The 22,861-nt window shown below is 68.2% G+C and carries 15 protein-coding genes and 1 pseudogene; 2 read left to right on the top strand and 14 right to left on the bottom strand.

Going from position 1 to position 22,861, the window contains the following annotated elements; translation table 11 throughout:
- Entirely contained in the window at positions 1–567 is a 567-nt protein-coding gene (locus ACF8ME_RS16850; protein ID WP_012203049.1) for a glycerol-3-phosphate responsive antiterminator, read from the top strand.
- Between the two features lie 8 nt (positions 568–575).
- Here ACF8ME_RS16850 and ACF8ME_RS16845 read toward each other — a convergent pair whose 3' ends face one another.
- The 14 genes and pseudogenes from ACF8ME_RS16845 to ACF8ME_RS16780 all read right to left on the bottom strand — a co-directional run bounded on the left by ACF8ME_RS16845 (position 576) and on the right by ACF8ME_RS16780 (position 20,725).
- On the bottom strand, positions 576–1,670 hold the full coding sequence (locus ACF8ME_RS16845; protein ID WP_392417471.1) for an AbrB family transcriptional regulator: 1,095 nt from the start codon (positions 1,668–1,670) through the stop codon (positions 576–578).
- 72 nt (positions 1,671–1,742) lie between these two features.
- Positions 1,743–2,315, bottom strand: coding sequence for a hemerythrin domain-containing protein (locus ACF8ME_RS16840; RefSeq protein WP_160851646.1), 573 nt, complete (start codon positions 2,313–2,315; stop codon positions 1,743–1,745).
- A 52-nt stretch (positions 2,316–2,367) separates the two neighbouring features.
- Positions 2,368–3,021, bottom strand: coding sequence for a DUF4276 family protein (locus tag ACF8ME_RS16835; RefSeq protein WP_202396479.1), 654 nt, complete (start codon positions 3,019–3,021; stop codon positions 2,368–2,370).
- A 2-nt stretch (positions 3,022–3,023) separates the two neighbouring features.
- Positions 3,024–4,256 carry an AAA family ATPase gene (locus tag ACF8ME_RS16830; protein WP_017407750.1) on the bottom strand — a complete coding sequence of 411 codons (1,233 nt, stop codon included), beginning with the start codon at positions 4,254–4,256 and terminating at the stop codon, positions 3,024–3,026.
- A gap of 100 nt (positions 4,257–4,356) precedes the next feature.
- Positions 4,357–7,950, bottom strand: coding sequence for an LAGLIDADG family homing endonuclease (locus ACF8ME_RS16825; protein WP_392417469.1), 3,594 nt, complete (start codon positions 7,948–7,950; stop codon positions 4,357–4,359).
- A 55-nt stretch (positions 7,951–8,005) separates the two neighbouring features.
- Positions 8,006–8,584, bottom strand: a pseudogene (locus tag ACF8ME_RS16820) (carbonic anhydrase); the annotation flags it as partial.
- A gap of 385 nt (positions 8,585–8,969) precedes the next feature.
- Positions 8,970–9,791, bottom strand: coding sequence for a peptidylprolyl isomerase (locus ACF8ME_RS16815; protein ID WP_392417467.1), 822 nt, complete (start codon positions 9,789–9,791; stop codon positions 8,970–8,972).
- Between the two features lie 94 nt (positions 9,792–9,885).
- Complete coding sequence (gene narI / locus ACF8ME_RS16810) at positions 9,886–10,623, bottom strand: respiratory nitrate reductase subunit gamma (protein ID WP_238003650.1); 738 nt, start codon at positions 10,621–10,623, stop codon at positions 9,886–9,888.
- Entirely contained in the window at positions 10,620–11,333 is a 714-nt protein-coding gene (gene narJ, locus ACF8ME_RS16805; protein ID WP_392417465.1) for a nitrate reductase molybdenum cofactor assembly chaperone, read from the bottom strand. Before narJ ends, narI begins: the two co-directional genes overlap by 4 nt.
- A gap of 11 nt (positions 11,334–11,344) precedes the next feature.
- Positions 11,345–12,886 carry a nitrate reductase subunit beta gene (narH, locus tag ACF8ME_RS16800; protein WP_392417463.1) on the bottom strand — a complete coding sequence of 514 codons (1,542 nt, stop codon included), beginning with the start codon at positions 12,884–12,886 and terminating at the stop codon, positions 11,345–11,347.
- Positions 12,887–12,904: 18 nt separating this feature from the next.
- A complete protein-coding gene (locus ACF8ME_RS16795; RefSeq protein ID WP_392417462.1) occupies positions 12,905–16,759 on the bottom strand; it encodes a nitrate reductase subunit alpha in 3,855 nt (1,284 codons plus the stop codon).
- A 47-nt stretch (positions 16,760–16,806) separates the two neighbouring features.
- The gene (locus tag ACF8ME_RS16790; protein ID WP_392417461.1) at positions 16,807–18,267 is read right to left on the bottom strand and encodes an MFS transporter; all 1,461 of its coding nucleotides are present in this window, start codon (positions 18,265–18,267) and stop codon (positions 16,807–16,809) included.
- 16 nt (positions 18,268–18,283) lie between these two features.
- The gene (locus tag ACF8ME_RS16785; RefSeq protein ID WP_012203038.1) at positions 18,284–19,606 is read right to left on the bottom strand and encodes a nitrate/nitrite transporter; all 1,323 of its coding nucleotides are present in this window, start codon (positions 19,604–19,606) and stop codon (positions 18,284–18,286) included.
- Positions 19,607–19,762: 156 nt separating this feature from the next.
- The gene (locus ACF8ME_RS16780; protein ID WP_277849333.1) at positions 19,763–20,725 is read right to left on the bottom strand and encodes an AraC family transcriptional regulator; all 963 of its coding nucleotides are present in this window, start codon (positions 20,723–20,725) and stop codon (positions 19,763–19,765) included.
- Between the two features lie 130 nt (positions 20,726–20,855).
- On the opposite strand from ACF8ME_RS16780, the gene ACF8ME_RS16775 reads away from it, so the two are divergent.
- Positions 20,856–22,850, top strand: a complete 1,995-nt coding sequence (locus tag ACF8ME_RS16775) for a TonB-dependent receptor (RefSeq protein WP_392417460.1) — start codon at positions 20,856–20,858, stop codon at positions 22,848–22,850.
- Positions 22,851–22,861 lie beyond the last annotated feature (11 nt).

Genomic DNA, 22,861 nt, shown 5'->3' with positions numbered 1-22,861 from the left:
ATGGGCCGCCCGGACAACTCCCTGGGCGCGCGGCTGGCGCGCCGCCCCGTCATCGCCACCCTGTACGGGGCCGAGCAAATGGACGCGCTGCTGGCCAGCCAGGCCGAAGTCGCCATCGTCGCCAACATCGAACTGCGCCGCCTGCGCTCGGTGATCTCCACCATCACCGGGGCGGGCAAGATCGCCATCGTCAACATCGACAGCTGCGACGGCATCTCGCCCGACAAGGGCGGCGTGGACTACCTTGTGGACCTGGGCGCCAGCAGCCTGCTGTCCACGCGCGTGGCCACCATCCAGCGCGCCAACAAGGCCGGGCTGCTGACCATGCAAAAGGTCTTCGTCACCGACCGCTCCACTTGGCCGCGCAGCATCAAGGCCGTGGAGCAGAGCGACCCCAACCTCGTGCAGATCATGCCCGCCCCCATGCTGGCCCACATCACCGAGGCCGAGCGCCGCATCCTGCCGCCGCTCGTGGCCTCGGGCTTCGTCTGCAGCCAGGAGCAGGTCCAGCAGGCGCTGGCCGGTGGTGCGATTGCGGTATCGACCAGCGACAGTGGGCTGTGGTGAGGTGGGCCCTAGGCCGTGCGCGACGCGGCCGGCCCGCGCGCCTCCACCCAGCGGAACAGCGGCGCCACCAGCAGCAGCACGGCGATCAGCCGGCAGACCTGGAAGGCCGTGACCACGGGCACGCCCAGCTGCAGCACCTTGGCGGTGATGGCCATCTCGGTGATGCCGCCCGGCGAGGTGCCCAGCAGCAGCGTGACCCAGGGCAGGTCCGCGGCCAGGTGCAGCAGCCAGGCAAAGCCCGCGCAGATCGCCATGAGCCCCACGGTGCCCACGGCCACGGAGCCCAGCCAGCGCGGCGCGGTGTGCAGGAATTCGCGCTTGAAGCGCACGCCCAGGCTGATGCCGATCACCAGTTGCGCCGCATTGACCAGGGCCTGGGGCACGGCCGACAGTTCCTGGCCGCACATGGTCAGCAGCATGGACACCAGCAGCGCGCCCAGGAACCAGGGGTTGGCCCGCTTGAGCCGGTCCATGGCCCAGGCGCCCAGGCCCGTGAGCACGGCCAGCAGCGCCAGCCCCGGCCATTCGACGATGCGGATGCTGGGCGGCGTCAGCCCCTCCAGCCCGTGCAGGCCGCTCCACTGCAGCGCAAACGGAATGCTCACGGTGACGATGACCAGGCGCAGGCTGTGGCTGGCCGCCACCAGGTCGGTGCGCGCGTTCTCGCGCTCGGCCAGCAGCGTCATCTCCGACGCCGCGCCAATGGCGCCAGCGAAATAGGTGGTGGCGCGCATCTCGCCCGCCGGTATCTGCGGCATGCGCGGCGCATGCACGCGGTACAGCCAGGCGCCGAAGCCCCAGCCCAGCAGCAGCGCCCAGACAATGGCCACGGCAATCGCCCACCACAGCCCCGCGATCAACTGCACCACGGCCGGCGTGAAGTACAGGCCCAGCGAGGCGCCGATGATCCACTGCCCGCCGTTGCGCAGCCGGCCCGAACTGGCCGTGGGCGCGCCCAGGATGGAGGCCAGCGAGGTGGCGATCAGCGGCCCCAGCATCCAGGGCAGCGGCGTGCGCAGCCACAGGCACAGCTGGGCGGCGGCAAGGGCGCCCAGCAGGGTCAGTGCGATGCGAAGCAGGAAAATGGGGCGGCGCTCGGGCATGGCAGGCGAGGCGGGGGCAGGTCCAAAGCCTGCGAGTATCGCCGCGCCGGCTCCCGCGCGCTGCCGGCGGCGCTATCTCCGTGACAGGTCCGCGCCCCGCCGCACCGCCATCTCGCGGCCCATGTCCGCCTGCGCTGCCTCTGGCAGCAGGCCGCGCGCCTGCGGGTAGGCCAGCCGCTCTTCATTCTCGACATGGCTGGCATAGCAGGCCGCGAAGCGTTCGAACACCGCCTCGTCAGCCGCGCCAAAGCCCTGGGACTGCCCCTCAGCCATGTCCAGCAGCGGCTGGCGCGCCAGCGCCCAGTCGGCGCTCATCAGGCCGTGCTCGCGCTGCAGGCGCTGCACCAGGGCCACGGTCTGCGCATCGCCCTGCTCCAGCAGCGGCGGGAAGACATGCAGCTCCTCGTCCTCATGGTGCAGCGGCGCCGCCTGGTCGAAGTAGCGCAGGATGTCGCGCGCCGCCTGGCGTGCGCTGTCGTCGCAACCTTTGGTCTGGAGATGCACACGCAGCCGGTCCAGCAGCGCCAGCATGCGCAGCACGCGCTCGTGGCAGGCTTCGAGCATTTCGAAGGGCTGGTCGAAGCCAACGGCCGGTGAGCGCCAGCCTGGAAGCGTGGAGATTCGCTGTGCAGGATCGTGGTTCATTTTTTGTCCAGCAAGACTCTCGACAAAGACAGGGTAGCGCAACGCCTGCGCTTCACCCCTGCCCGGCAGTCAGCCGCCGCAAGCCATCGCGGAATTTGCCAAAGCTTGGCGATTCATTGCGCTCCACATCCAGGTGCGGACCTATGTTCCTGGCCCACTCATGCTTGATCTGTCCCGGCAACGGCCAGCCAGCATGTTTGATGGCGGCGTGGCCGCCCGGATGGATTGCGTCGGCCAGCAGTTCCCAGGTGCCGCAAACGCTGTCTTGCCGGTAGCGGGCCAGCACATCCTTTTTTGCTTTGGGGTAGGCGGCAATCAGCGCCTGGCGATCGCCGAGGTACCAAGCCTCCATCTCCTCGATGGCGAGGCGAAACAGGGTTTGGGGCGCAGGGTCACATTGCTGGAGTATCGCGTCCAGTTCGCCAAGAAATTTCCTGCAGTCGCGTGTGTCGCTGTCAAGAACCACCACGACGGCATCAATGCCGTGCGTCTTGCCATGCGCTCGCAGAATCCCCGGCAGCCTGTCAAGCAAGGTCATCTTGACGGGATCGCTTTTCTTGCCGAGTTCTTTGGGGATGCGGCCGATCCCCTTGAAATCGTGGATTCGCCAGGTGTGCGGCTGGCCTTGTTGGCCAATGATCTGCGGCAGCAACGCTTCGACCAGCCGTGCGCCTGAACCATCCTCTACCAGCACCTCGATATGCATGCTCACCTCGCGTCCAGGTAGTCGCTGTACCAGAGCCCCCCCAGAGGCAGGCCCTCTTCCACGAGGTTGCGAACCAGTTCAATGTCGGAGGCGCGGCGGATGGCCGAGAAGCCGTCCTCACCCTTCTCCAGAATCCAGACCTCCTTGGGCGAGAGCGCATCCACAAAGTAAGGCTGGTGCGTGGTGACAAAGACCTGCGGAGCCCCTTTCTTGCCGGTGGCGTGGCTGCGCAGTTCGTTGGCCAAGGCTTCCAGCAAGCGGTGATACAGGCCGTTCTCCGGTTCTTCTATGCAGATGAACGGTGGCGGCTCGGGGTCTTCCATCAACAGCAGGTAGGCGAAGATTTTCAGGGTGCCATCGGACATCTGGGATGCATAGAACGGATCGGCAAACGCACCGTCGTTGAATCTCAGCAGCACGCGCTTGTCGTCCGTGACCTTGGTGTCGATGCTCGTCACCCCGGGAATCTTGGTGGCGATGCGGTCCAGGATGACCTGGAAGCGCGCCTTGTGCTCGCGCTCCATGTACTGGACCACGTTACCGATGTTGTCGCCATGCACATTGAGGTGGCGCTGCACTCCCGCCGGCTGGATGGTCCGCGCGGCATCGGGGTGGAAATAGGACAGGTACCAGCCCTTGAGGAAGTCCCGAAAGCGCTTGATGCGCGGGTGCTCTTTCAGGGTTCCCAGCGTGGCAATGCCGAGTTGGCGCAGATCTGTCAGCTCAACGTCTTCCTGGGCACGGTCTTCTTCGTCGCTCTCTGCCTCGACTGCCTCTTCCCCGGCCCAGACCTTGCCAATCCCATGATTCAAGCGCAGAAACGGATAAGGCCTGCCGTGCTTCTGGCCTTTGCGGCGCTGTTTCAGGACTTCGGATTCCACAAACGGCCGGCCGCTCGCATCCATGTTGATGGCCAGCTCATAGGTGATGGGGCGCTCGCCCGGCCCCTCGCGGTAGTAGATGTCGAACTGAATCGCTTCATTGACGCCAAGAGCGCGCATGCGCTCGAAGCCACCGCGCAGCTTGTCGTCACAGGCTGTCTCCACATCCGTGTTCAGGCAGTCAGCCACAAAGCCAAAGGCATCGAACAGCGTGCTTTTGCCCACCCCGTTCTTGCCGATGACCACCGTGAAAGGGGTCAGCGGATCACCTTTTTGATCGGTCGAAAGCTTGCCCAGCGTGATGTCACGCAGCGCCTTGTAATTGCGGACCCTGAAACCTTCGATCTGTGCCATCTCAACAACCTCTCCCGCGAATGCGACATCACCGCCACGGCGACCTGTGCAAGCCATTCCACAAAGGACTGCAGATTATGGTGCACGGGCCGCATGGCGATCACCCGCAACTCCCCAGATGGCCGCAGGCCGTGCAGTACTCGCAGCCGTCCTTGCGGATCACGGCATGGGCGCCGCATTCCTCGCATTTGCGGCCGGCCATGACCATGGGGTCGGTGGCCAGGGCTTCGGGCTCGGGCAGCGGCGAGGGGGCGGGCGGCGCGCCGCTGCCGCGCCGGGCCAGGATGTTCTGCACCGCATAGGCGATGGCGGCCACCTCGGAGTCGTGCCACATGGGCACGCGTGTGCCGTCGTCGCGCTGGTGGGTGCCCAGGCGCACGGGACCCCGGTCCCAGGCCACCTTGCGCATGTCGCTGAGGGCGCGCTCCAGGAAGCCGCCGCGCGCGGCCAGTGACAGCAGGCGCATGCTGGAGGTCACCCATTGCTGGGACTCGCCGCTCTGGCCCACGGGCATGAAGAATTCGATGGCGCGGTCCACCGTGCGGCCATCGGGCAGGACCACGGGCAGGAAGGAGACGACCAGGTACAGGCGCTTGGGGCCTTGCTGGGTCCAGTACTCGATCTTCTCGGCCACGGCGTCCAGCGCGCCCTGCGGGCGGCTTTCTATCACGGTGCGCAGCGGGTCGGGTGCGGAAGCCCCGGCCCCTGCCGGCGCGGGGGAGGCCGGCTTTTCAGCAGATTCGGGCGCATGGGTTTCGAGCACGGCGCCCAGGATGGTGTTGGGCCGGTAGGTGGCCAGGCCCTTGAGGCCGGCCTTCCAGGCCTGGCGGTACAGGTCCTTGAAGTCCTCGTAGGGATAGTCGGCGGCCACGTTGACGGTCTTGGAGATCGCCGTGTCCACGAAGGGCTGCACGGCCTGCATCATGGCGATGTGGCCGGCCGCAGGCATCTGCAGCGCGCTGACGAAGTAGTCGGGCAGCTGCTGCACGTCGCCGCCCAGCGAGCGGTACAGGCGCCAGGCATGGTCCTCGACCGCGTACTCGGCGCTGCCGCCATCGGCCGTGCGTTTCTTGCGCTTGTAGGTCCAGGAGAACGGCGGCTCTATGCCGTTGGAGGCGTTGTCGGCAAAGGCCAGGCTGACCGTGCCCGTGGGCGCGATGGACAGCAGGTGGCTGTTGCGTATGCCGTGCGTGCGTATGCGCTGGCGCAGCGCATCGGGCAGGCGGCTGGCGAATGTGCCTTCGGCCAGGTAGCCATCGGCGTCGAACTTGGGGAAGGCCCCCTTCTCGCGCGCCAGCTCCACCGAGGCGCCATAGGCCGCATCGCGCATGCGCTCGGCAATGCGCGCGGCCATGGCACGGCCCTCGGGCGCGTCGTAGCGCAGGCGCAGCATGGCCAGCGCATTGCCCATGCCGGTGAAGCCCACGCCGATGCGCCGCTTGGCCTCGCTTTCCTCGCGCTGCTGCGGCAGCGGCCACCAGGTCAGCTCCAGCACGTTGTCCAGCGCACGCACCTGCACGCCCACGGCGCGCTCGAAGGCCTCGAAGTCGAACACAGGCTCGCCCGCGAAGCCGAACGGATGGCGCACGAAGCGCGTGAGGATGACGGGGCCGAGGTCGCAGCATCCGTAGGAGGGAAGCGGCTGTTCGCCGCAGTTGTGCACATACAGGCCATTGGCGTCGAAGGCGTGGCAGTCTGCCACCGTGACGTCATAGACCATTTCCTCGCCGTCGCTCTCCAACGCCTGGACGGTGGCAGTGAAGCGCTCACGGTTCGGGGTGCGCCGGTACTGGGCCAGGGCCTGCTCCAGCCGTTCGGCCTTGTCGGTATCCGCAAGGCCTATGCGGTCGGCAAAGATGCCAAGATTGTCGCCGCTGATGACCAGTTCATGCTGTGCCTGGGTTGCATAGTCGCGCTGGCCGCCTTTGCCGTCGGGCATGGCGCGCAGTTGGGCTGGCCGACGGTTCTCATAAATCGTCGACGCCATGCCCTGGCGCAGCAGCATGCGCTGCACGGTACGCAGCAACTCAGAATCGCTCTGGGACAGGCGCAGGCTCACGCCCTTGTCCTGTGTGCCCTGGACCGATCCATCGGCATCAAACAGGCCGCGCAGCAGCCCTGCGGAAAATGCAGAAGAGGCCGCTTCCATGGACTTGGTGATGCACTTGCACCCTGGCTCCATCCCCATGCCAAGCGCCAGATCGCGCAATGCGGCACTGGCCATGCGCGCCTCGCCACGTCCCGCCACTGGCCGCTGGAATCCACGGAAATCCGCACGGTGGCGCAAGCTGGCTGCTGCAGCCTCAGCGGCCTGCATGATGCCTGCCGCGCCCGTGGCGGCATAGGCCACCGCACTGCTGGCGTTGCCTGCGACCTGGCGCAGCTCGGGCGCCCATACGCTGATCACGGCCTTGTCGGCCTTGAGGGTTCCATCGCCTATCAGCAGGCCCAGCAGGTAGCCTTCGGCCTCGGTGCCCTGCCCATCCCAGCCTTGAAACGCACGGTGGTTATGAAGCAGTACCTCGTCGCCTGCCTGCAGTTGGGCGGCCGGAGTCCATTCGGCCTGCAACGCATAGCGCGTGCGGCGAGCGACACGCCGCACCAGATGGTCTGCGGTCAGGCGCAGCACCTGGCCCTCGCGTGTGGTCAGCCGCAGCACCGGCTTGCGGCCGGTGGCAAAGAAGCCCGCGCTTTCGGTGGCGTAAACCTGGCCGTCGACCACGGCGCCAAATGTCTTTCCGACGAGGTCTGCAACCTGGGCTGGTCCCGACTCGGTGAGTACCCAGGTATCTGCCGTGACGCAAGGATTCGTCGCCGCGATCTCCTCGCAGTAGCGCAGGTTGTTGTCGTCGTTGATGTGGTCCAGGAAGAGGATGCCGGGCTCGGCGAAGTCGTAGGCCGAGCGCATGATGGTGTCCCACAGCGTGCGGGCGGGCAGGGTCTGGTAGACCCACTGGCCGTCTTCGCGCTGGTGGGCACCCTGCTCCAGCAGGGCGGTGCCGGGGCGGGCGCGGTGCACCAGGTGCCAGGGCTGGTCTTCGGCCACGGCCTGCATGAAGGCGTCGCTGACGCCGACCGAGACGTTGAAGTTGTTCCAGCGGCCCGGCGTGCGCTTGGCGGTGATGAATTCGAGCACGTCGGGGTGGTCGATGCGCAGCACGCCCATCTGGGCGCCGCGCCGCGCGCCCGCGCTTTCCACGGTGGCGCAGGACTGGTCGAAGACGTTGATGTAGCTGCACGGGCCCGAGGCCAGCGAGGCGGTGGCGCGCACCTCGGCGCCACGGGGGCGGATGCGCGAGAAGTCGTAGCCCACGCCGCCGCCACGGCGCATGGTTTCGGCGGCTTCGCGCAGGGCTTCGTAGATGCCGGGGTAGCCGCCGTCGTCCACGCCCTGGATGCAGTCGCCCACGGGCTGCACGAAGCAGTTGATCAGCGTGGCCTGCAAGTCGGTGCCGGCCGCGCTCATGATGCGCCCCGCGCCTATGGCGCCGGCCTGCAGGTTGGCCAGGAACAGGGCCTCGCATTCGGCGCGGCGCGCCTCGGGCTCGACCGAGGCCAGGGCGCGGGCCACGCGGGCGTAGAGCTCGCCCACGCCGGTCTCGCCGTCCTTGAGGTATTTCTCGCGCAGCACATCGAGGCTGATGGGCTGCAGATCCGCCGCGTCCTGCGCGCGGCCCAGGTTTTCGCGATGCATTGGCATGGCTCCCGTGTTGACTTGCCTGCCGCCGTCCCTGGCACTTGCTCGGGCCTCAGTCGACAAGCACTTGTCCATCATGCTCCACGTAGGGCGGGTACGGCCCGGTGCCGCTGTGCGGAGCTTGAGATGCCGCAACAAAGCGGCCGGTCTGGACATCGAAGACATGGACTTCGCCGTCTTCGATGACATAGTGCCACCCGTGCAGGCTGAGCCGCCCGGCCTCTACCCGCGATCGCACCATGGGATAGTCCATCAACCGTTCGAGCTGCAGCACGACGGCGCGCTGCTCGGTGCGGCGCAGCGCCTCGGGGCCGGCCTGCACGGGCAGCACGGCCTCGCGGCCCAGGTCCAGCCAGCGCTGCAGGTTGCGCGCCTCGGGCGAGACTTCTCCATACAGGGCCTTGATGGCCCCGCAGTGGCTGTGGCCGCAGACCACGATGCGGCTGACCTGCAGGTTGAGCACGGCGAATTCGATGGCCGCCGCCGTGCCGTGGTGGCCGTGCGATCCGTCGTACGGCGGCACGAAGGCGCCCACGTTGCGCACCAGGAACAGCTCGCCCGGCGGCGCCCCCGTGAGCAGGTAGGGCACGAGGCGCGAGTCCGAGCAGCCGATGAACAGCGTAGTGGGATGTCAGGGCCTGCCCGCCCTCATCTGGGGTCGCGAAGCTGCATGCCAGCGTGCCAATCAAGGCGCGCGACGCCGTGCGTGTGTCCACACGCACAAGGAGTGCAACGCGGAGTGGCGCGCTGGCATGCAGCTTCCCTTCGGGTTGCCCCGCTCCAGGGCCGTCTGCGGCGTTGCCCGCGCTTGCAAGGCACATGCCTTGCGGCGCACGTGCGCCTTGCATACGACCCTGGAGCGGGGCAACGCGATCCCCAGATGAGGGCGGGCAGGCCCTCGCCTCTTCGACCAGGGTGCGGAACTGCGCGCGGTACTGCGGGAAGGCGTGCTCGTGGAAGCGCCGCAGGCGCAGCAGCAGTTCGTCGTCGGGCATGGGCACTGCGCCTTTGCCCGGCTATTGCACCAGCGGCGAGTCGGCCGCAGCGATGCGCACGCCCACCACTTCGGACTGGCCGGCCAGCAGCTGCAGGTACTGGTGGAGCGCGCTCACCCAGGTCTGCTGGTGCAGGGCCTGGGCGACGGCCGGGCGCGCCTGCTGCCAGTCGGGCAGAACGCCCGCCTCGCGCGCGCAGACCTCGACCACGTGCAGGCCGAAGCGGCTGTGCACCAGGCGCGGCAGCACGCCGATTTCCTGGGAGGCAAAGACATCGCGCGCGAATTCGGGCGCGCAATCGCTGCGGCCCAGCCAGCCCAGTTCGCCGCCATGCTGGCCGCTGGGGCAGTTGGACCATTGGCGCGCGGCCTCGGCAAAGCGCAGGCCGCCGTCGTCGGCGCAGCGCAGCTCGATCAGCAGGGCCTCGGCCCGCTGGGTGAGGGCGCGCACGTCCACGCCGGGCGTGACGGCAAACAGCACGTGGCGCAGGCGCACGCGCTCGCCCTGGGCGAAGCGCGCGGGGTTGGCATCGAAGTGGCGGCGGCAGGCATCCTCGCCGGGCTCGGGCAGGTGCAGCGATCGCTCCAGCAGCTGCTCTATGGCCTGGGAGGCGCGCTCGCTGATGACGCCGTCGTCGCCGGCCGCATCATCGGCGCCCAGCAGGCCTTCGCGCTGGGCCGCCTGGCGCAGCAGCTCGGTGCAGGCGCGCTGGCGCAGTTCGCGCTCGGGCGGGCGCTGTCCGGGTGCGTGCAGCGGCGTGGCGTTGATGCGGGCCACCTCGGCACCGGCCTCGCCCACGGGCTGGAAGGCCGGCACTTCGGGAATCGCCGGGAGATCCCCCATCGGGGCAGAAGAAGTAGAAGAAGAAGGGGTTGAAGACGCGCAGCCGCAATGGCCGCCGCCCGATCCGTTGCATCCATGTTCCATGTCGATCTCCTCAATGGCCGGGCTTGGCGTCACGGCGTGCCGACGATGCGGGCAGGCCCAGGCGGCGCGAGCGCACCAGCTGGTAGGGACGCAGCAGGTAGACCAGGGTGCCGAAGCCGCTCCAGACGTGGACCAGGCGCGTGAAGGGGAAGACCAGGAAGATGCTCATGCCCAGGAACATGTGGGCCTTGAACACCCAGCCGGCCTCGGCCAGCAGTTCGGCTGCGCCGCCACGGAAGGTGACGATGCGCTGCGCCCATTCGGCCAGGGCCATCATCATGGAGCCGTCCATGTGCCTTGCCGACAGCGGAATGGTGGCCAGGCCCAGCAGCAGCTGCAGCCACAGCAGCCAGAGGATGGCGATGTCGCTGAACCTGGAGTTGGCGCGGATGCGCACGTCCGACAGCCGGCGGTGCAGCAAGATGGTGAGGCCGATGAAGCCCAGCGTGCCCGCGATGCCGCCGCTGACCATGGCCAGCAGCTGCTTGGCGCCTGCGGCCATGAAGGGCTCGTAGACGAAGTGCGGCGTGAGCATGCCCACGGTGTGGCCGAAGAACAGGAACAGCACACCGATGTGGAACAGGTTGCTGCCCCAGCGCAGGCTGCCGCTGCGCAGCAGCTGCGAGGAGTCGCTCTTCCAGGTGTACTGGTCGCGGTCGAAGCGCAGCCAGCTGCCGATGAAGAACACGGCCAGACAGATGTAGGGGTAGAGGCCGAAGAGCAGGTGGTCTATCCAGGAGGGGGTCATGTCAGGCTCCTTTGGCGGGGTCCTTGGGCTTGGGGCGCCGCCGTGCGGCGCACGAAATGCACGGGCTGCTCGGCGCCGGGGCGCGATTGGCCCTGGCTGCTGCAGTCGTCGAAGGCGGCGGGTTCGGCCCAGGCCTCGTCCATGGCGAGCTCGGGGCGGATTTCCACGCGTTCGGCCCGGTGGCCGGTGATCTCCAGCACGGCCGCGATCACGCTGGCGTAGGGGCTGTCGCGCCGCGCCAGCGCCGTGAACAGGGCGTTGAGGATGTGGGCCATCTCGCCCAGGAATTCACGGGCGATGGCCGGCGGCTGGGTGGAGGCGAACTCCAGCACCACGGCCAGGTGGTCGGGCAGTTCGTCGGCCTCGAAGGCCAGGCCCGCGCGCTCGTAGGTCTGCTGCAGGTCGATCAGCGCCGGGCCCCGGTCGGCCGAGTCGCCGTGCACATGCTCGAACAGGTGCAGCGAGGTCTGGTGGCCCCGGTCGAAGGTGTCCACGTAGCGGGCCTCGGCCTCGAAGGGGTCCATGGCCTGCAGCTGCTCGGCCAGCTGCTGCAACTCGCGCAGCCGCGCCAGCGCCACGGATTGCTCCAGGCGCAGGGCGTCGATCAGGCCCGGCAGCAGGGCGCGCAGCTCGGCGCCGGGGTAGCCGATGAGGCAGGCCAGCGCGCGCAGCGTCAGGCGCACGGGGGAGGAGGTGTTGTGATTGAACATGGCGGCAGTCCTCACATTTGCGCGCGGATGGGGATGGTGCGCGGCTTCCTGCCGCCGAACAGGCTGGCGTCGGTGCTGCCGTCGGAGCAGCCGTTGCCGAACGAGAAGCCGCAGCCGCCGCGCAAATCGAACGCGCTTTCGGCGTATTCGCGGTGGGCCGAGGGGATGACGAAGCGGTCCTCGTAGTTGGCGATCGCCATGGTCTGGTACATGTCCTCGACCTCGTGCACCGTCAGTCCCGCGTACTGGAGCACGGCCAGGTTCCGTTCCTGGTCCACGTGCTTGCTGCGCTGGTACGCGCGCATGGCCAGCATGCGCTCCAGCGCGCGCACCACGGGCGTGGTGTCGCCGGCGGTGAGCAGGTTGGCCAGGTACTGCACGGGGATGCGCAGCTGCGAGACATCGGGCAGGTCGCCATTGATGGGGCTGCGGCCGACACTGTCGAGATGCCCGGCGTTCGCCGCCGAGGTGATGGGCGACAGCGGCGGCACATACCAGACCATGGGCAGGGTGCGGTACTCGGGGTGCAGCGGCAGGGCTACCTTCCAGTCCACTGCCATCTTGTAGACGGGGCTGGACTGGGCCGCCTCGATCCAGGCGTCGGGGATGCCGTCGATGCGGGCCTGGCGGATGACCTCGGGGTCATTGGGGTCCAGGAAGATGTCCAGCTGCGCCTGGTAGAGGTCGCGGTCGCGCTCCACGCTGGCCGCTTCCTCGATGCGGTCGGCGTCGTACAGCAGCACGCCCAGGTAGCGGATGCGGCCCACGCAGGTTTCGGAGCAGACGGTGGGCTGGCCGGCCTCGATGCGCGGGTAGCAGAAGATGCATTTTTCGGCCTTGCCGCTTTGCCAGTTGTAGTAGATCTTCTTGTAGGGGCAGCCGGAGACGCACATGCGCCAGCCGCGGCACTTGTCCTGGTCGATGAGGACGATGCCGTCCTCCTCGCGCTTGTAGATCGAGCCCGAGGGGCAGGACGCCACGCAGGCCGGGTTCAGGCAGTGCTCGCACAGGCGCGGCAGGTACATCATGAAGGTGTTCTCGAACTGGCCGTAGATGTCCTTCTGGATCTGCTCGAAGTTCACGTCATGGCTGCGCTTGCTGAATTCGCCGCCCAGGATTTCCTCCCAGTTCGGACCCCATTCGATCTTCTCCATGCGCTGGCCCGAGATCAGGCTGCGTGCGCGCGCCGTGGGCGCGGCCTTGCTTTCCCTGGCCGACTGCAGGTGCTCGTAGTCGTAGGTGAAGGGTTCGTAGTAGTCGTCGATCTGGGGCAGGTTGGGGTTGGCGAAGATGCGCATCAACAGGCCCCACTTGCCGCCCTGGCGGGGCGCGATGGAGCCGTCCGTGCGGCGCATCCAGCCGCCGTTCCACTTGGCCTGGTTTTCCCACTCGCGCGGGTAGCCGATGCCGGGCTTGGTCTCGACGTTGTTGAACCAGGCGTATTCGACGCCGGGGCGGCTGGTCCAGACGTTCTTGCAGGTGACGGAGCAGGTGTGGCAGCCGATGCACTTGTCCAGGTTCAGCACCATGCCGATCTGTGCGCGGATTTTCATCGTGTTTCTCCTTGTTGTTCAGGCATGGGCGGCTGCGCCGGCCGGAGCTTCGTCGTCGAGCCAATCTATGCGGCGCATCTTTCGGACCAGCACGAACTCGTCGCGGTTGGTGCCGATGGTTCCGTAGTAGTTGAAGCCGTAGCTGTACTGCGCGTAGCCGCCGATCATGTGGGTGGGCTTGAGCACGATGCGCGTGACCGAGTTGTGGATGCCGCCGCGCGTGCCGGTGATCTCCGAGCCCGGCGTGTTGATGGTCTTCTCCTGCGCGTGGTACATCATCACCATGCCCGGCTTGACGCGCTGGCTGACCACGGCCCGCGCCGCGATGGCGCCGTTGGCGTTGTACAGCTCCACCCAGTCGTTGTCGGCGATGCCGGCGCTCCTGGCGTCGTCCTCGCTGAGCCAGACGATGGGGCCGCCACGCGCCAGCGTGAGCATCATCAGGTTGTCGCCATAGGTGGAGTGGATGCCCCACTTCTGGTGCGGCGTGATGAAGTTCAGCGCGATCTCGGGGTGGCCGTTGGGCTTTTGGCCCTGCACTTCCTGCAGCGCCTTCATGTGCACGGGCGGGCGGTAGCTGACGAAGCCTTCGCCGAAGTCGCGCATCCACGGATGGTCCTGGTAGAACTGCTGGCGGCCGGTGAGGGTGCGCCATGGGATCAGCTCATGCACGTTGGTGTAGCAGGCGTTGTAGCTGACCTTCTCGCTTTCCAGGCCCGACCAGGTGGGCGAGCTGATGATCTTGCGCGGCTGGGCCTGGATGTCGCGAAAGCGGATCTTCTCGTCCTCGCGGTGCAGGGCCAGGTGGGCGTGCTCGCGCCCCGTCTGTTTCGACAGCGCCTCCCAGGCCTTGACGGCCACGTGGCCGTTGGTCTCGGGCGCCAGCATCATCACCACCTCGGTGGCGTCGATGTCGGTGACGATGCGCGGGCGGCCCTGGCTCACGCCTTCCTCGCGCACCAGGCCATTGAGCTCGCCCAGCTGCTCCACCTCGGTCTCGGTGTTCCAGCCGATGCCCTTGCCGCCGTTGCCCAGCCTGTCCATCAGCGGGCCCAGGGCCGTGAAGCGCTTGTAGAGGTTGGGATAGTCGCGCTCGACCACGGCAATCTGCGGCGCGGTCTTGCCGGGGATCAGGGCGCACTCGCCCTTCTTCCAGTCGCGCACGCCATCGGGCTGGGCCAGCTCGGCGGGGGTGTCGTGCATCAGCGGCGTGAGCACCACGTCCTTTTCCACGCCCAGGTGGCCCACGCAGACCTCGCTGAAGGACTTGGCGAAGCCCTTGTAGATCTCCCAGTCGCTCCTGGCCTGCCAGGCCGGGTCCACGGCCGCCGACAGCGGATGGATGAAGGGGTGCATGTCGCTGGTGTTGAGGTCGTTCTTCTCATACCAGGTGGCCGTGGGCAGGACGATGTCCGAGTACAGGCAGGTGGTGCTCATGCGGAAGTCCAGCGTGACCAGCAGGTCCAGCTTGCCTTCGGGCGCCTTGTCGTGCCAGCGCACTTCCTGCGGCTTGGCCGAATGGCCGACGCCGGGCCGCCCCAAGCCGGCCGCCCCCTGGGGGGAGGCGCGCAGCGCATCGGGGGGGTCTTGTTCTCCAAGGTCTTTTCCTTGCACGCCGTGCGTGGTGCCCAGCAGGTGCTTGAGGAAGTACTCATGGCCCTTGCCCGAGCTGCCCAGGATGTTGGAGCGCCACACGAACATGTTGCGCGGCCAGTTGGCCGGGTGGTCGGGGTCCTCGCAGCTCATGGACAGCGAGCCGTCCTGCAGGGACTGCACCACGTGGTCCTTCACGTCCAGGCCCTGGGCCTGGGCGTCGCGCACCAGCTGCAGCGGGTTGGCCTGCAGCTGCGGGGCGCTGGGCAGCCAGCCCATGCGCTCGGCGCGCACGTTGTAGTCGATCATGGCGCCGCCGTACTGGCTGCGGTCGGCCAGCGGGGACAGCACCTCTTCCACGCCCAGCTTCTCGTAGCGCCACTGGTCGGTGTGGGCGTAGAAGAAGCTGGTGGAGTTCATCTGGCGCGGCGGGCGCAGCCAGTCCAGCGCAAAGGCCAGCGCGGTCCAGCCGGTCTGCGGGCGCAGCTTTTCCTGGCCCACGTAGTGCGCCCAGCCGCCGCCGCTCTGGCCTATGCAGCCGCACAGCATCAGCATGTTGATGATGCCGCGGTAGTTCATGTCGCAGTGGTACCAGTGGTTCATGGCCGCGCCGATGATGACCATGGACTTGCCGCGCGTCTTCTCGGCGTTGTCGGCGAACTGGCGCGCAATGGCGATCACCTGGTCACGCGGCACGCCGGTGATCTTTTCCTGCCAGGCCGGGGTGAAGGGCGCATCGGCGTCATAGCCGCCATCAGCGCCCTCGCCTTCCAGACCGCGGTGGATGCCATAGTTGCCCGCCAGCAGGTCGAACACGGTGGCCACGATGGCCTCCTCGCCGTCCAGCACCATGCGCGAGACAGGCACGCGGCGCAGCAGCACGTCCGTGCCCTGCTCGTTGGCGTCGAACCCCGGCGACTGCAGGCCGCCGAAGTAGGGGAAGGCCACGTCGGCCACTTCACTGTCCACGCCCTGGCCGTCCAGCACCGAGAGCTTGAGCTGCACGTCGTTGCCCGTGCGCGCCTCCTTGGATTCGAGGTTCCACAGGCCCTCGTCGGCACGGCCGGCCTCGCCCCAGCGAAAGCCGATGGAGCCATTGGGCAGGGCTACGCCGCCGTCCTCGCCGTAGGCCACGGTCTTCCACTCGGGGTTGCTGTCCTGGCCCAGGTGGCCGTCGAAGTCGCTGGCGCGCACATAGCGCTCGGGAACCAGGGCCGTGCGGCCGTCGGGCAGTTGCTGGCGCTTGAGGCGGATCAGCAGCGGCAGGTCGGTGTAGCGGCGCGCATAGTCCTCGAAATAGGCCGGGCGGCCGCGCTCGCCGAAGTAGAACTCCTTGAGGATGACGTGGCCCATGGCCATGGCCACGGCGGCATCCGTGCCCTGCTTGGGGTGCATCCACAGGTCGGCCAGCTTGGCGACCTCGGAGTAGTCGGGCGTGACGGCCACGACCTTGGCGCCCTTGTAGCGGACCTCGGTGAAGAAGTGGGCGTCGGGAGTGCGCGTCTGGGGCACGTTGGAGCCCCAGGCGATGATGAAGTTGGAGTTGTACCAGTCGGCGCTCTCTGGCACGTCGGTCTGCTCGCCCCAGGTCTGGGGGCTGGCCGGCGGCAGGTCGCAGTACCAGTCGTAGAAGCTCATGCACACGCCGCCGATCAGGCTCAGGTAGCGGCTGCCTGCGGCATACGAGATCATGGACATGGCCGGAATCGGCGAGAAGCCGATGATGCGGTCCGGCCCGTGCTTCTTGATGGTGTAGACGTTGGCCGCCGCGATCATGCGGTTGACCTCGTCCCAGCTGCTGCGCACGAAGCCGCCCAGGCCGCGCTGCTTTTGCCACTCGCTGCGCGCATCCTCGTTCTCGACGATGGCGGCCCAGGCATCGACCGGGCTCCTGGCCACGGCCAGGGCGGCACGCCAGTGCTTGAGCAGCCGGCCGCGCACCATGGGGTATTTGACGCGGTTGGCGCTGTACAGGTACCAGCTGTAGCTGGCGCCGCGCGCGCAGCCGCGCGGCTCGTGGTTGGGCAGGTCGGCGCGCGTGCGCGGGTAGTCGGTCTGCTGCGTCTCCCAGGTCACGATGCCGCCCTTGACGTAGATCTTCCACGAGCACGAGCCCGTGCAGTTCACGCCGTGCGTGGAGCGCACCACCTTGTCATGCGCCCAGCGGTCGCGGTAGGCGTCTTCCCAGGTGCGGTCCTCGCCCGTCACCTGGCCATGGCCGTTGGAGAATTCCTGCCGGGGCAGGGAGAAGTAGGAAAGCTTGTCCAGAAAATGGCTCATCGCGGGACTCCTTGTTGTTCGTTGCGGTGCGGTCTGCGGCCCGGGGCTCAGCAGGGCATCTCGGCGTTCCTGCGCGCGTAGTACCACCAGGTCACGCCCACGCACAGCACATAGAAGGCGGCAAACACCCACAGCGCCAGCTCGGGCCCGCCCGTGGCGGCGATGGAGCTGCCGTAGCTCTTGGGGATGAAGAAGCCGCCGTAGGCTCCCAGCGCGCCCGCAAAGCCCAGGGCGGCCGCGCCTTCGGTATTGCCCTCCTTGAGGGCATGGGCCTGGGCTTCCTCGCTGGGATGGGCGCCGAGCTCGCGCTGCTTGAGGGCCAGGAAAATCGCCGGGATCATGCTGAAGGTCGATCCGTTGCCGATGCCCGTGGTCAGGAACAGCACGAGGAACATCAGGAAGAAGCCCATGAAGCTGCCCTCGGCAGGGCCCAAGCCCAGCGCGTAGCCGCCGCTGCCCTTGGGCAGGAAATACAGCACGCCCACCACGGCCACGGCCATGACGAGAAAGTTCCAGAACGTCACGCGCGCGCCGCCCGCCTTGTCGGCCAGCCAGCCGCCAAAGGGCCGCGACAGCGCGCCCAGCAGCGGGCCCAGCCAGGCATAGGCCAGCGGATTGACCGCCGGGAACTGGCTCTTGATCAGCAGCGGAAAGCCGGCGGCAAAGCCGATGAAGGAGCCGAACGTGCCCAGGTACAGCAGGCACATCACCCAGTTGTGCTTGCGCCGGAAGATGGCGGCCTGGGCCGCGAAGCTGGCCTTGGCGTCGGCGATGTCATTCATGCCGAACCAGGCGGCCAGCGAGGCGATGGCGATCCACGGCACCCAGATGAAGGCCGCGTTCTGCGCCCAGACCCGGGTGGTCTCGCCGGCCTTGGTGATGGTCTGCGCATCGCCGCCGAAGACGCCGAAGATGCCGGCCGTGATCACCAGCGGGCTCAGGAACTGCACCACCGACACGCCCAGGTTGCCCAGGCCCGCGTTCACGCCCAGGGCCGAGCCCTTGCGCTCCTTGGGAAAGAAGAAGCTGATGTTGGCCATGCTGGAGCTGAAGTTGCCCCCGCCCAGGCCGCACAGCAGGGCCAGGATCAGCATGGTCGGATAGCCGGTGGTGGCGTCCTGCACGGCGTAGCCGATGCCGATGGCCGGGATCAGCAGCGAGGCCGTGGACAGCGCCGTCCAGCGGCGCCCGCCCATCAGCGGCACCATGAAGGAATAGAAGATGCGCAGCGTGGCGCCCGACAGAGCGGGCGCCGCCGCCAGCCAGAACAGCTGGTTGGTGGAGTAGGTGAAGCCCAGCGCGGGCAGGTTCACGGCCACCACGCTCCAGACCTGCCAGATGGCAAAGGCCAGGAACAGGGCGGGCACCGAGATCCAGAGGTTGATCCTGGCGATGGCCTCGCCCTCGCGCTCCCAGAACTGTTTGTCCTCGGGGCGCCAGAGGGTCAGCACGCTGCCGGGGCGGCTGCGCGCGGATGCCTTTGCGGCGGTCTTGGTGTTCGCATGCATGTGCAACTCCTGCGGTTCAGCGCGCGGCCGGCTGCACATCGCTGTGGCCGCCGTGGCTGTTGAGCACGTCGGTGCGGCGCACCTCGGTGAAATACATCCAGATCAGCGACACCCAGACCACGCCGTACAGCAGCATGAAGGCGCTGGAGCGGATGCCCGTCCAGTCCAGCAGCACGCCGAACAGGATGGGCAGGATGAAGCCGCCCATGCCGCCGGCCAGGCCCACGATGCCGCTGATGGCGCCGATGTTTCCGGGGTAGTCGTCGCTGATGTACTTGAAGACGCTGGCCTTGCCGAAGGCCATGGCAATGCCCAGCACGAACATCAGCGCGGTGAAGGCATAGACGTTCAGGCCCAGGTGAAAGCGGGTGCTGCCCTCGGTGGTGAGCACCGTGAAATCGGTCTGCGGATAGGACAGCAGGAACAGGCAGATCCAGCACACCCACAGCACCCACCAGGTCACGCTGTGTGCGCCGTACTTGTCCGACAGCCAGCCGCCGATGGCGCGCAGCACGCCGCCCGGCAGCGAAAAGCAGGCCGCCAGCAGCGCCGCCACGCGGATGTCCAGGCCGTACTCGCCCACGTAGTACTGCACCATCCACAGGCTCAGCGCCACATAGCCGCCGAAGACGATGCTGTAGTACTGGCAGTACTTGAGCACGCGCGGGTCCTTGAGCGCCTTCAACTGGTCGCTGAAGCGCACATTGCTGGGCACCAGGTGGGCCGGGTCGCTGTGGCTGAACAGCCAGAACAGCACCAGCGCGCCCAGCATGATGGCCGCATAGGCATGCGGCACGGCGGCCCAGCCGAAGGCCACCAGGATCACCGGCGCCACGAACTTGTTGACCGCCGCACCCGAGTTGCCCGCGCCATAGATGCCCATGGCCATGCCCTGGCGCTCCTTGGGAAACCAGCGCGCCACATAGGGCGTGCCCACCGAGAACGAGCCGCCCGCCAGGCCCACGAACAGGCCGATGGTCAGGAAGTGCCAGTACTCGGTGGCATAGCCCATCACCCAGATCGCGGGCACGGTGACGGCCATCAGCACTGCCATCACGATGCGCCCGCCGAAGCGGTCGGTCCAGATGCCCAGCGGCACGCGCACCAGCGAGCCCGTGAGCACGGGCATGGCCGTGAGCAGGCCGAACTGCGTGGCGTTCAGATCCAGCATCTTCTTGATGGGGATGCCGATGATGCCGAACATCATCCAGACCATGAAGCAGACCGTGAAGGCCAGGGTGCTGACGGCCAGGACCGACCAGGCCTGGCGGTCGTGGCGTGTGCCTGTGCTGGTGCTCTTTCGGGGGTCGCCCTGTGCGGTGGGCGCTGTGTTTGCCATTTTGTTTTCCTCGTGGGGGCTATGGCATCCATGGTCCCGCGCGAGGGCCGCGCCGCACATCCGCCAGCCGTACGCTCGGACAAGGCGGAAGAACTAGGAGCGCGCAGGCGGGCCTAGTTCCAAAGAACTATCGAGGACAAAAAGGCTTGACGCAGATCAGGAGCGGCGGCCGAAGACCGACTTCGGGCTGCGCCCATAGAACCGCGCAAATGCCGCACTGAAGTTCGACGGATGGGCATAGCCCACCTGCCAGCCGGCCTGGGCGACCTGGCAGCCGGTCTCCAGCAGCGCCCAGGCGCGGCGCATGCGCAGCTCCAGCAGCAGGGCCTGGGGCGTAGTGCCGAAGACGGCGCGAAAGCCCTGCTTGAGCCGGTGCTCGCCCAGGCCCACGGCGGCGCTCAGGTAGGCCAGGGTCAGCGCGCGGTCCATCTGGGTGGACAGCAGTTCGCGCGCCTGCTCCAGCCGGGCCAGTTCGTCGGCCGACCAGCGCGGTGCCGCCCTGGCCGGCTGCGGCGCAGGCGCGAGATGCCGCAGCTCCAGCGCGGCCAGGCTCAGCATGGCGATGTGGCGGTCCAGCGCATCGGTGGGCTGGTGCCCGGGCGGCTGGGCCAGGCGCCGCGCCAGCGCCAGGCTGGCCGGCAGGCTGGCACGGTGGTCCAAGGGCCGCACGCCGGCCGCGCCGTCCACCTGGGTCAGGCGCTGCGAGAGTTCAGGCCCCAGATAGCGGTCGAGCGCTGCACCCGACAGCAGCAGGCGCAGCTGGCGCACGGTCTGCCCGGCCGCATAGCGGCGCTCGCCCTGGCTGCCGCGAAAGGCTGCCAGCGTGGTCTGCCCTGCGCCGAAGCGCAGCGCCGCGCCCGTGCGCGCCACAAAGCCCGATTGCCCGGCCAGCCCCAGCGTGATGACCAGGGTGCGGCCCTGGTCCGAGGCATCGGCCTGCACGCTGTCCTCCACCAGGTCGCGCAGCGGGCAGTAGTGCGAGCGCGCCAGCACGATGCCGTCGCCCAGCGTGAAGCGCTCCGCATGGCAGTCGCCCAGCTCGGCGGGCAGGGCATGCCGCGTCCAGCCCGGCGCACAGGGCTGGGGCAAGGCAAGCGAGGAAGGGATGCGGGAGGTCATGGGAGAGGAATGGATGCGCGCTTCGCATAGGAAATGCTCCGGCGCGCATACGTTTTCAAATGATAGCGATTCTCATCTTCCCTAGCATCGGTCTCCAACGAGATTCCCTTTTGGAGAGGACGAGAAAACCATGGCATTCCCCCTTCGCTGGCCGGCCGCGCTGGCCCTGGCCCCCTTCACGGTGGCGGCCCAGGGCCAGGCGCCCGAAGCCGCCCTGCCCGAGATCACGGTCACGGTGAACAAGCAGGCCGAGAGCCTGGACGCCGTGCCCGCCAGCGTCTCCGTCTTCGAGGGCGCGGCGCTGGAGGCGGCCGGCGTGCGCGGGCTGGACGCGCTGTCCGCCCAGGTGCCGGGCTTTGTGTTCCAGGCCTTCGGCCAGTCGGGCGTGCAGCCGCCCGTGATGCGCGGGCTGACGGCCAACTTCGTGTCGTTCTCCTCGTCCACGCTGCTGCTGGTCGATGGCGTGCCCACGCTGATGGCCCAGGGCTTCGAGCACAACCTGCAGGGCGTGGACCGCGTGGAGGTGCTGCGCGGCCCGCAATCGACCTTGTACGGCCGCAATGCCGAAGCGGGCGTGGTCAGCATCGTCACGCGCCAGCCCGGCGACACGCCCTATGCATCGATCAGCGCCGAGGCAGGCAACCACGGCCAGCGCGCGGGCAGCTTCGAGCTGGGCCGCGCCCTGGTGCCGGGCCAGCTCTATATCGGCCTGTCGGGCGAGTGGCGCGCGCAGGACGGCTTCATACGCCAGCAGGCGACGGGAGCGCGCGTGGACGACCGCGAGCGCGCCAGCGGCCGCCTGGCCCTGCGCTGGACGCCCACGGCCGAGACCGAGGCCACGCTGCGCTACGCCCGGCAGCGCTGGGACGACGGCGCCGCGCAATGGGGCAGCATTGCCGCGCCGCGCGCCACGGTGAACTCGGGCACGGACAGCTGGAACCGCTCGCGCGGGCAGACGCTGTCGCTCGATGTCTCGCACCGCTTTGCCTCGGGCCTGCGGCTGCGCTCCATCACCGCGCGCAATGTCTTCGACGACCGCGTGCTGCAGGACACGGACTTCCAGCGCGCCGACCTGCTCCACGTGCGGCGCGACTACCGCCTGGCCACGACCTCGCAGGAACTGCGCCTGGAGGGCGAGGCCGCAGGCCTGTGGAACGCGCGCTGGCTGGCCGGCCTGTACCTGGACCGCGACGACCATGACCTGCGCTACGAGCAAAAGCTGCCCGCCGCGCTGATGCGGCCCACGGCCGGACTCAAGGGCAGCACGGCGGCGCTTTTCACGCACTGGACCGTCCCGCTGTCCGAGCGCTGGACGCTGGCGGCCGGCGCGCGCGTGGAGCGCAACCGCGTGGAACTGGCCCCCGTGGGCGCGGCGGCGCGCAGCGACGACTGGTCGCGCTTGAGCCCCAAGCTCTCGCTGCAATACCAGTGGTCGCCCCAGGGCCAGGTCTACACCAGCCTCAGCGAGGGCTACCGCGCGGGCGGCTTCAACGTGTTCTCTCCGGCCATGGGCTATGCGGCCTACGAGCCAGAGACCGTGCGCGCCTGGGAGATCGGCGCCAAGGGCCGGCTGCTGGGGCAGCGCCTGCGCTATGCGGCCTCGGTCTACACCCAGCAGGTGCGCGACATGCAGGTGCAGCAGATGGGCCTGCCGGGCGTGGTCTACATCACCAATGCGGCGCGGGCGCGCTCCACGGGTGCGGACTTCGAGCTGGACTATGTGTTCGGCGGCGGCTGGCAGCTGCAGACGGCCCTGGGCCTGAACCGCACGCGCTTCGGCAGCTTCCGCGACGGCGCCGCCGTCTACGACGGCCACCGCAACCCGTTTGCGCCCGACATGACGGCCCATGTGGCGCTGCGCTACGACGCGCCCGGCCGCTGGTGGGCGCAGGCCGCCGTGCAGGGCGCGGGCAAGGTCTACCTGGACGCCGCCAACGCCTACCGCCGCCCCGGCTACGGGCTGCTCAACCTGTCGGCCGGCTATGCCCAGGGGTCCTGGGAAATCGCCGCCTACCTGCGCAATGCCGCCAACCGCCGCTACGACGCCGTGGGCTACCTCAACGGCCAGGTCGTGGTCTACAGCCCGCCGCGCGAGTTCGGCGTGCGGCTGACCTGGCGCATGTGACTCCCTTTCGT

This window comes from Delftia sp. WSY_7 (assembly GCF_043104845.1).
GTDB lineage: Bacteria > Pseudomonadota > Gammaproteobacteria > Burkholderiales > Burkholderiaceae_C > Comamonas > Comamonas tsuruhatensis.
Note: the sequence above shows the minus strand (reverse complement) of the source record. Positions and strands in the feature narration are given on the sequence as shown.

Bases quoted from the DNA above. Each gene is read 5' to 3' on its own strand.
- ACF8ME_RS16850 (WP_012203049.1), top strand. From the start codon at position 1: ATGGGCCGCCCGGACAACTCCCTGGGCGCGCGGCTGGCGCGCCGCCCC.
- ACF8ME_RS16845 (WP_392417471.1), bottom strand. From the start codon at position 1,670: ATGCCCGAGCGCCGCCCCATTTTCCTGCTTCGCATCGCACTGACCCTG.
- ACF8ME_RS16840 (WP_160851646.1), bottom strand. From the start codon at position 2,315: ATGAACCACGATCCTGCACAGCGAATCTCCACGCTTCCAGGCTGGCGC.
- ACF8ME_RS16835 (WP_202396479.1), bottom strand. From the start codon at position 3,021: ATGCATATCGAGGTGCTGGTAGAGGATGGTTCAGGCGCACGGCTGGTC.
- ACF8ME_RS16830 (WP_017407750.1), bottom strand. From the start codon at position 4,256: ATGGCACAGATCGAAGGTTTCAGGGTCCGCAATTACAAGGCGCTGCGT.
- ACF8ME_RS16825 (WP_392417469.1), bottom strand. From the start codon at position 7,950: ATGCATCGCGAAAACCTGGGCCGCGCGCAGGACGCGGCGGATCTGCAG.
- ACF8ME_RS16815 (WP_392417467.1), bottom strand. From the start codon at position 9,791: ATGGGGGATCTCCCGGCGATTCCCGAAGTGCCGGCCTTCCAGCCCGTG.
- narI (WP_238003650.1), bottom strand. From the start codon at position 10,623: ATGACCCCCTCCTGGATAGACCACCTGCTCTTCGGCCTCTACCCCTAC.
- narJ (WP_392417465.1), bottom strand. From the start codon at position 11,333: ATGTTCAATCACAACACCTCCTCCCCCGTGCGCCTGACGCTGCGCGCG.
- narH (WP_392417463.1), bottom strand. From the start codon at position 12,886: ATGAAAATCCGCGCACAGATCGGCATGGTGCTGAACCTGGACAAGTGC.
- ACF8ME_RS16795 (WP_392417462.1), bottom strand. From the start codon at position 16,759: ATGAGCCATTTTCTGGACAAGCTTTCCTACTTCTCCCTGCCCCGGCAG.
- ACF8ME_RS16790 (WP_392417461.1), bottom strand. From the start codon at position 18,267: ATGCATGCGAACACCAAGACCGCCGCAAAGGCATCCGCGCGCAGCCGC.
- ACF8ME_RS16785 (WP_012203038.1), bottom strand. From the start codon at position 19,606: ATGGCAAACACAGCGCCCACCGCACAGGGCGACCCCCGAAAGAGCACC.
- ACF8ME_RS16780 (WP_277849333.1), bottom strand. From the start codon at position 20,725: ATGACCTCCCGCATCCCTTCCTCGCTTGCCTTGCCCCAGCCCTGTGCG.
- ACF8ME_RS16775 (WP_392417460.1), top strand. From the start codon at position 20,856: ATGGCATTCCCCCTTCGCTGGCCGGCCGCGCTGGCCCTGGCCCCCTTC.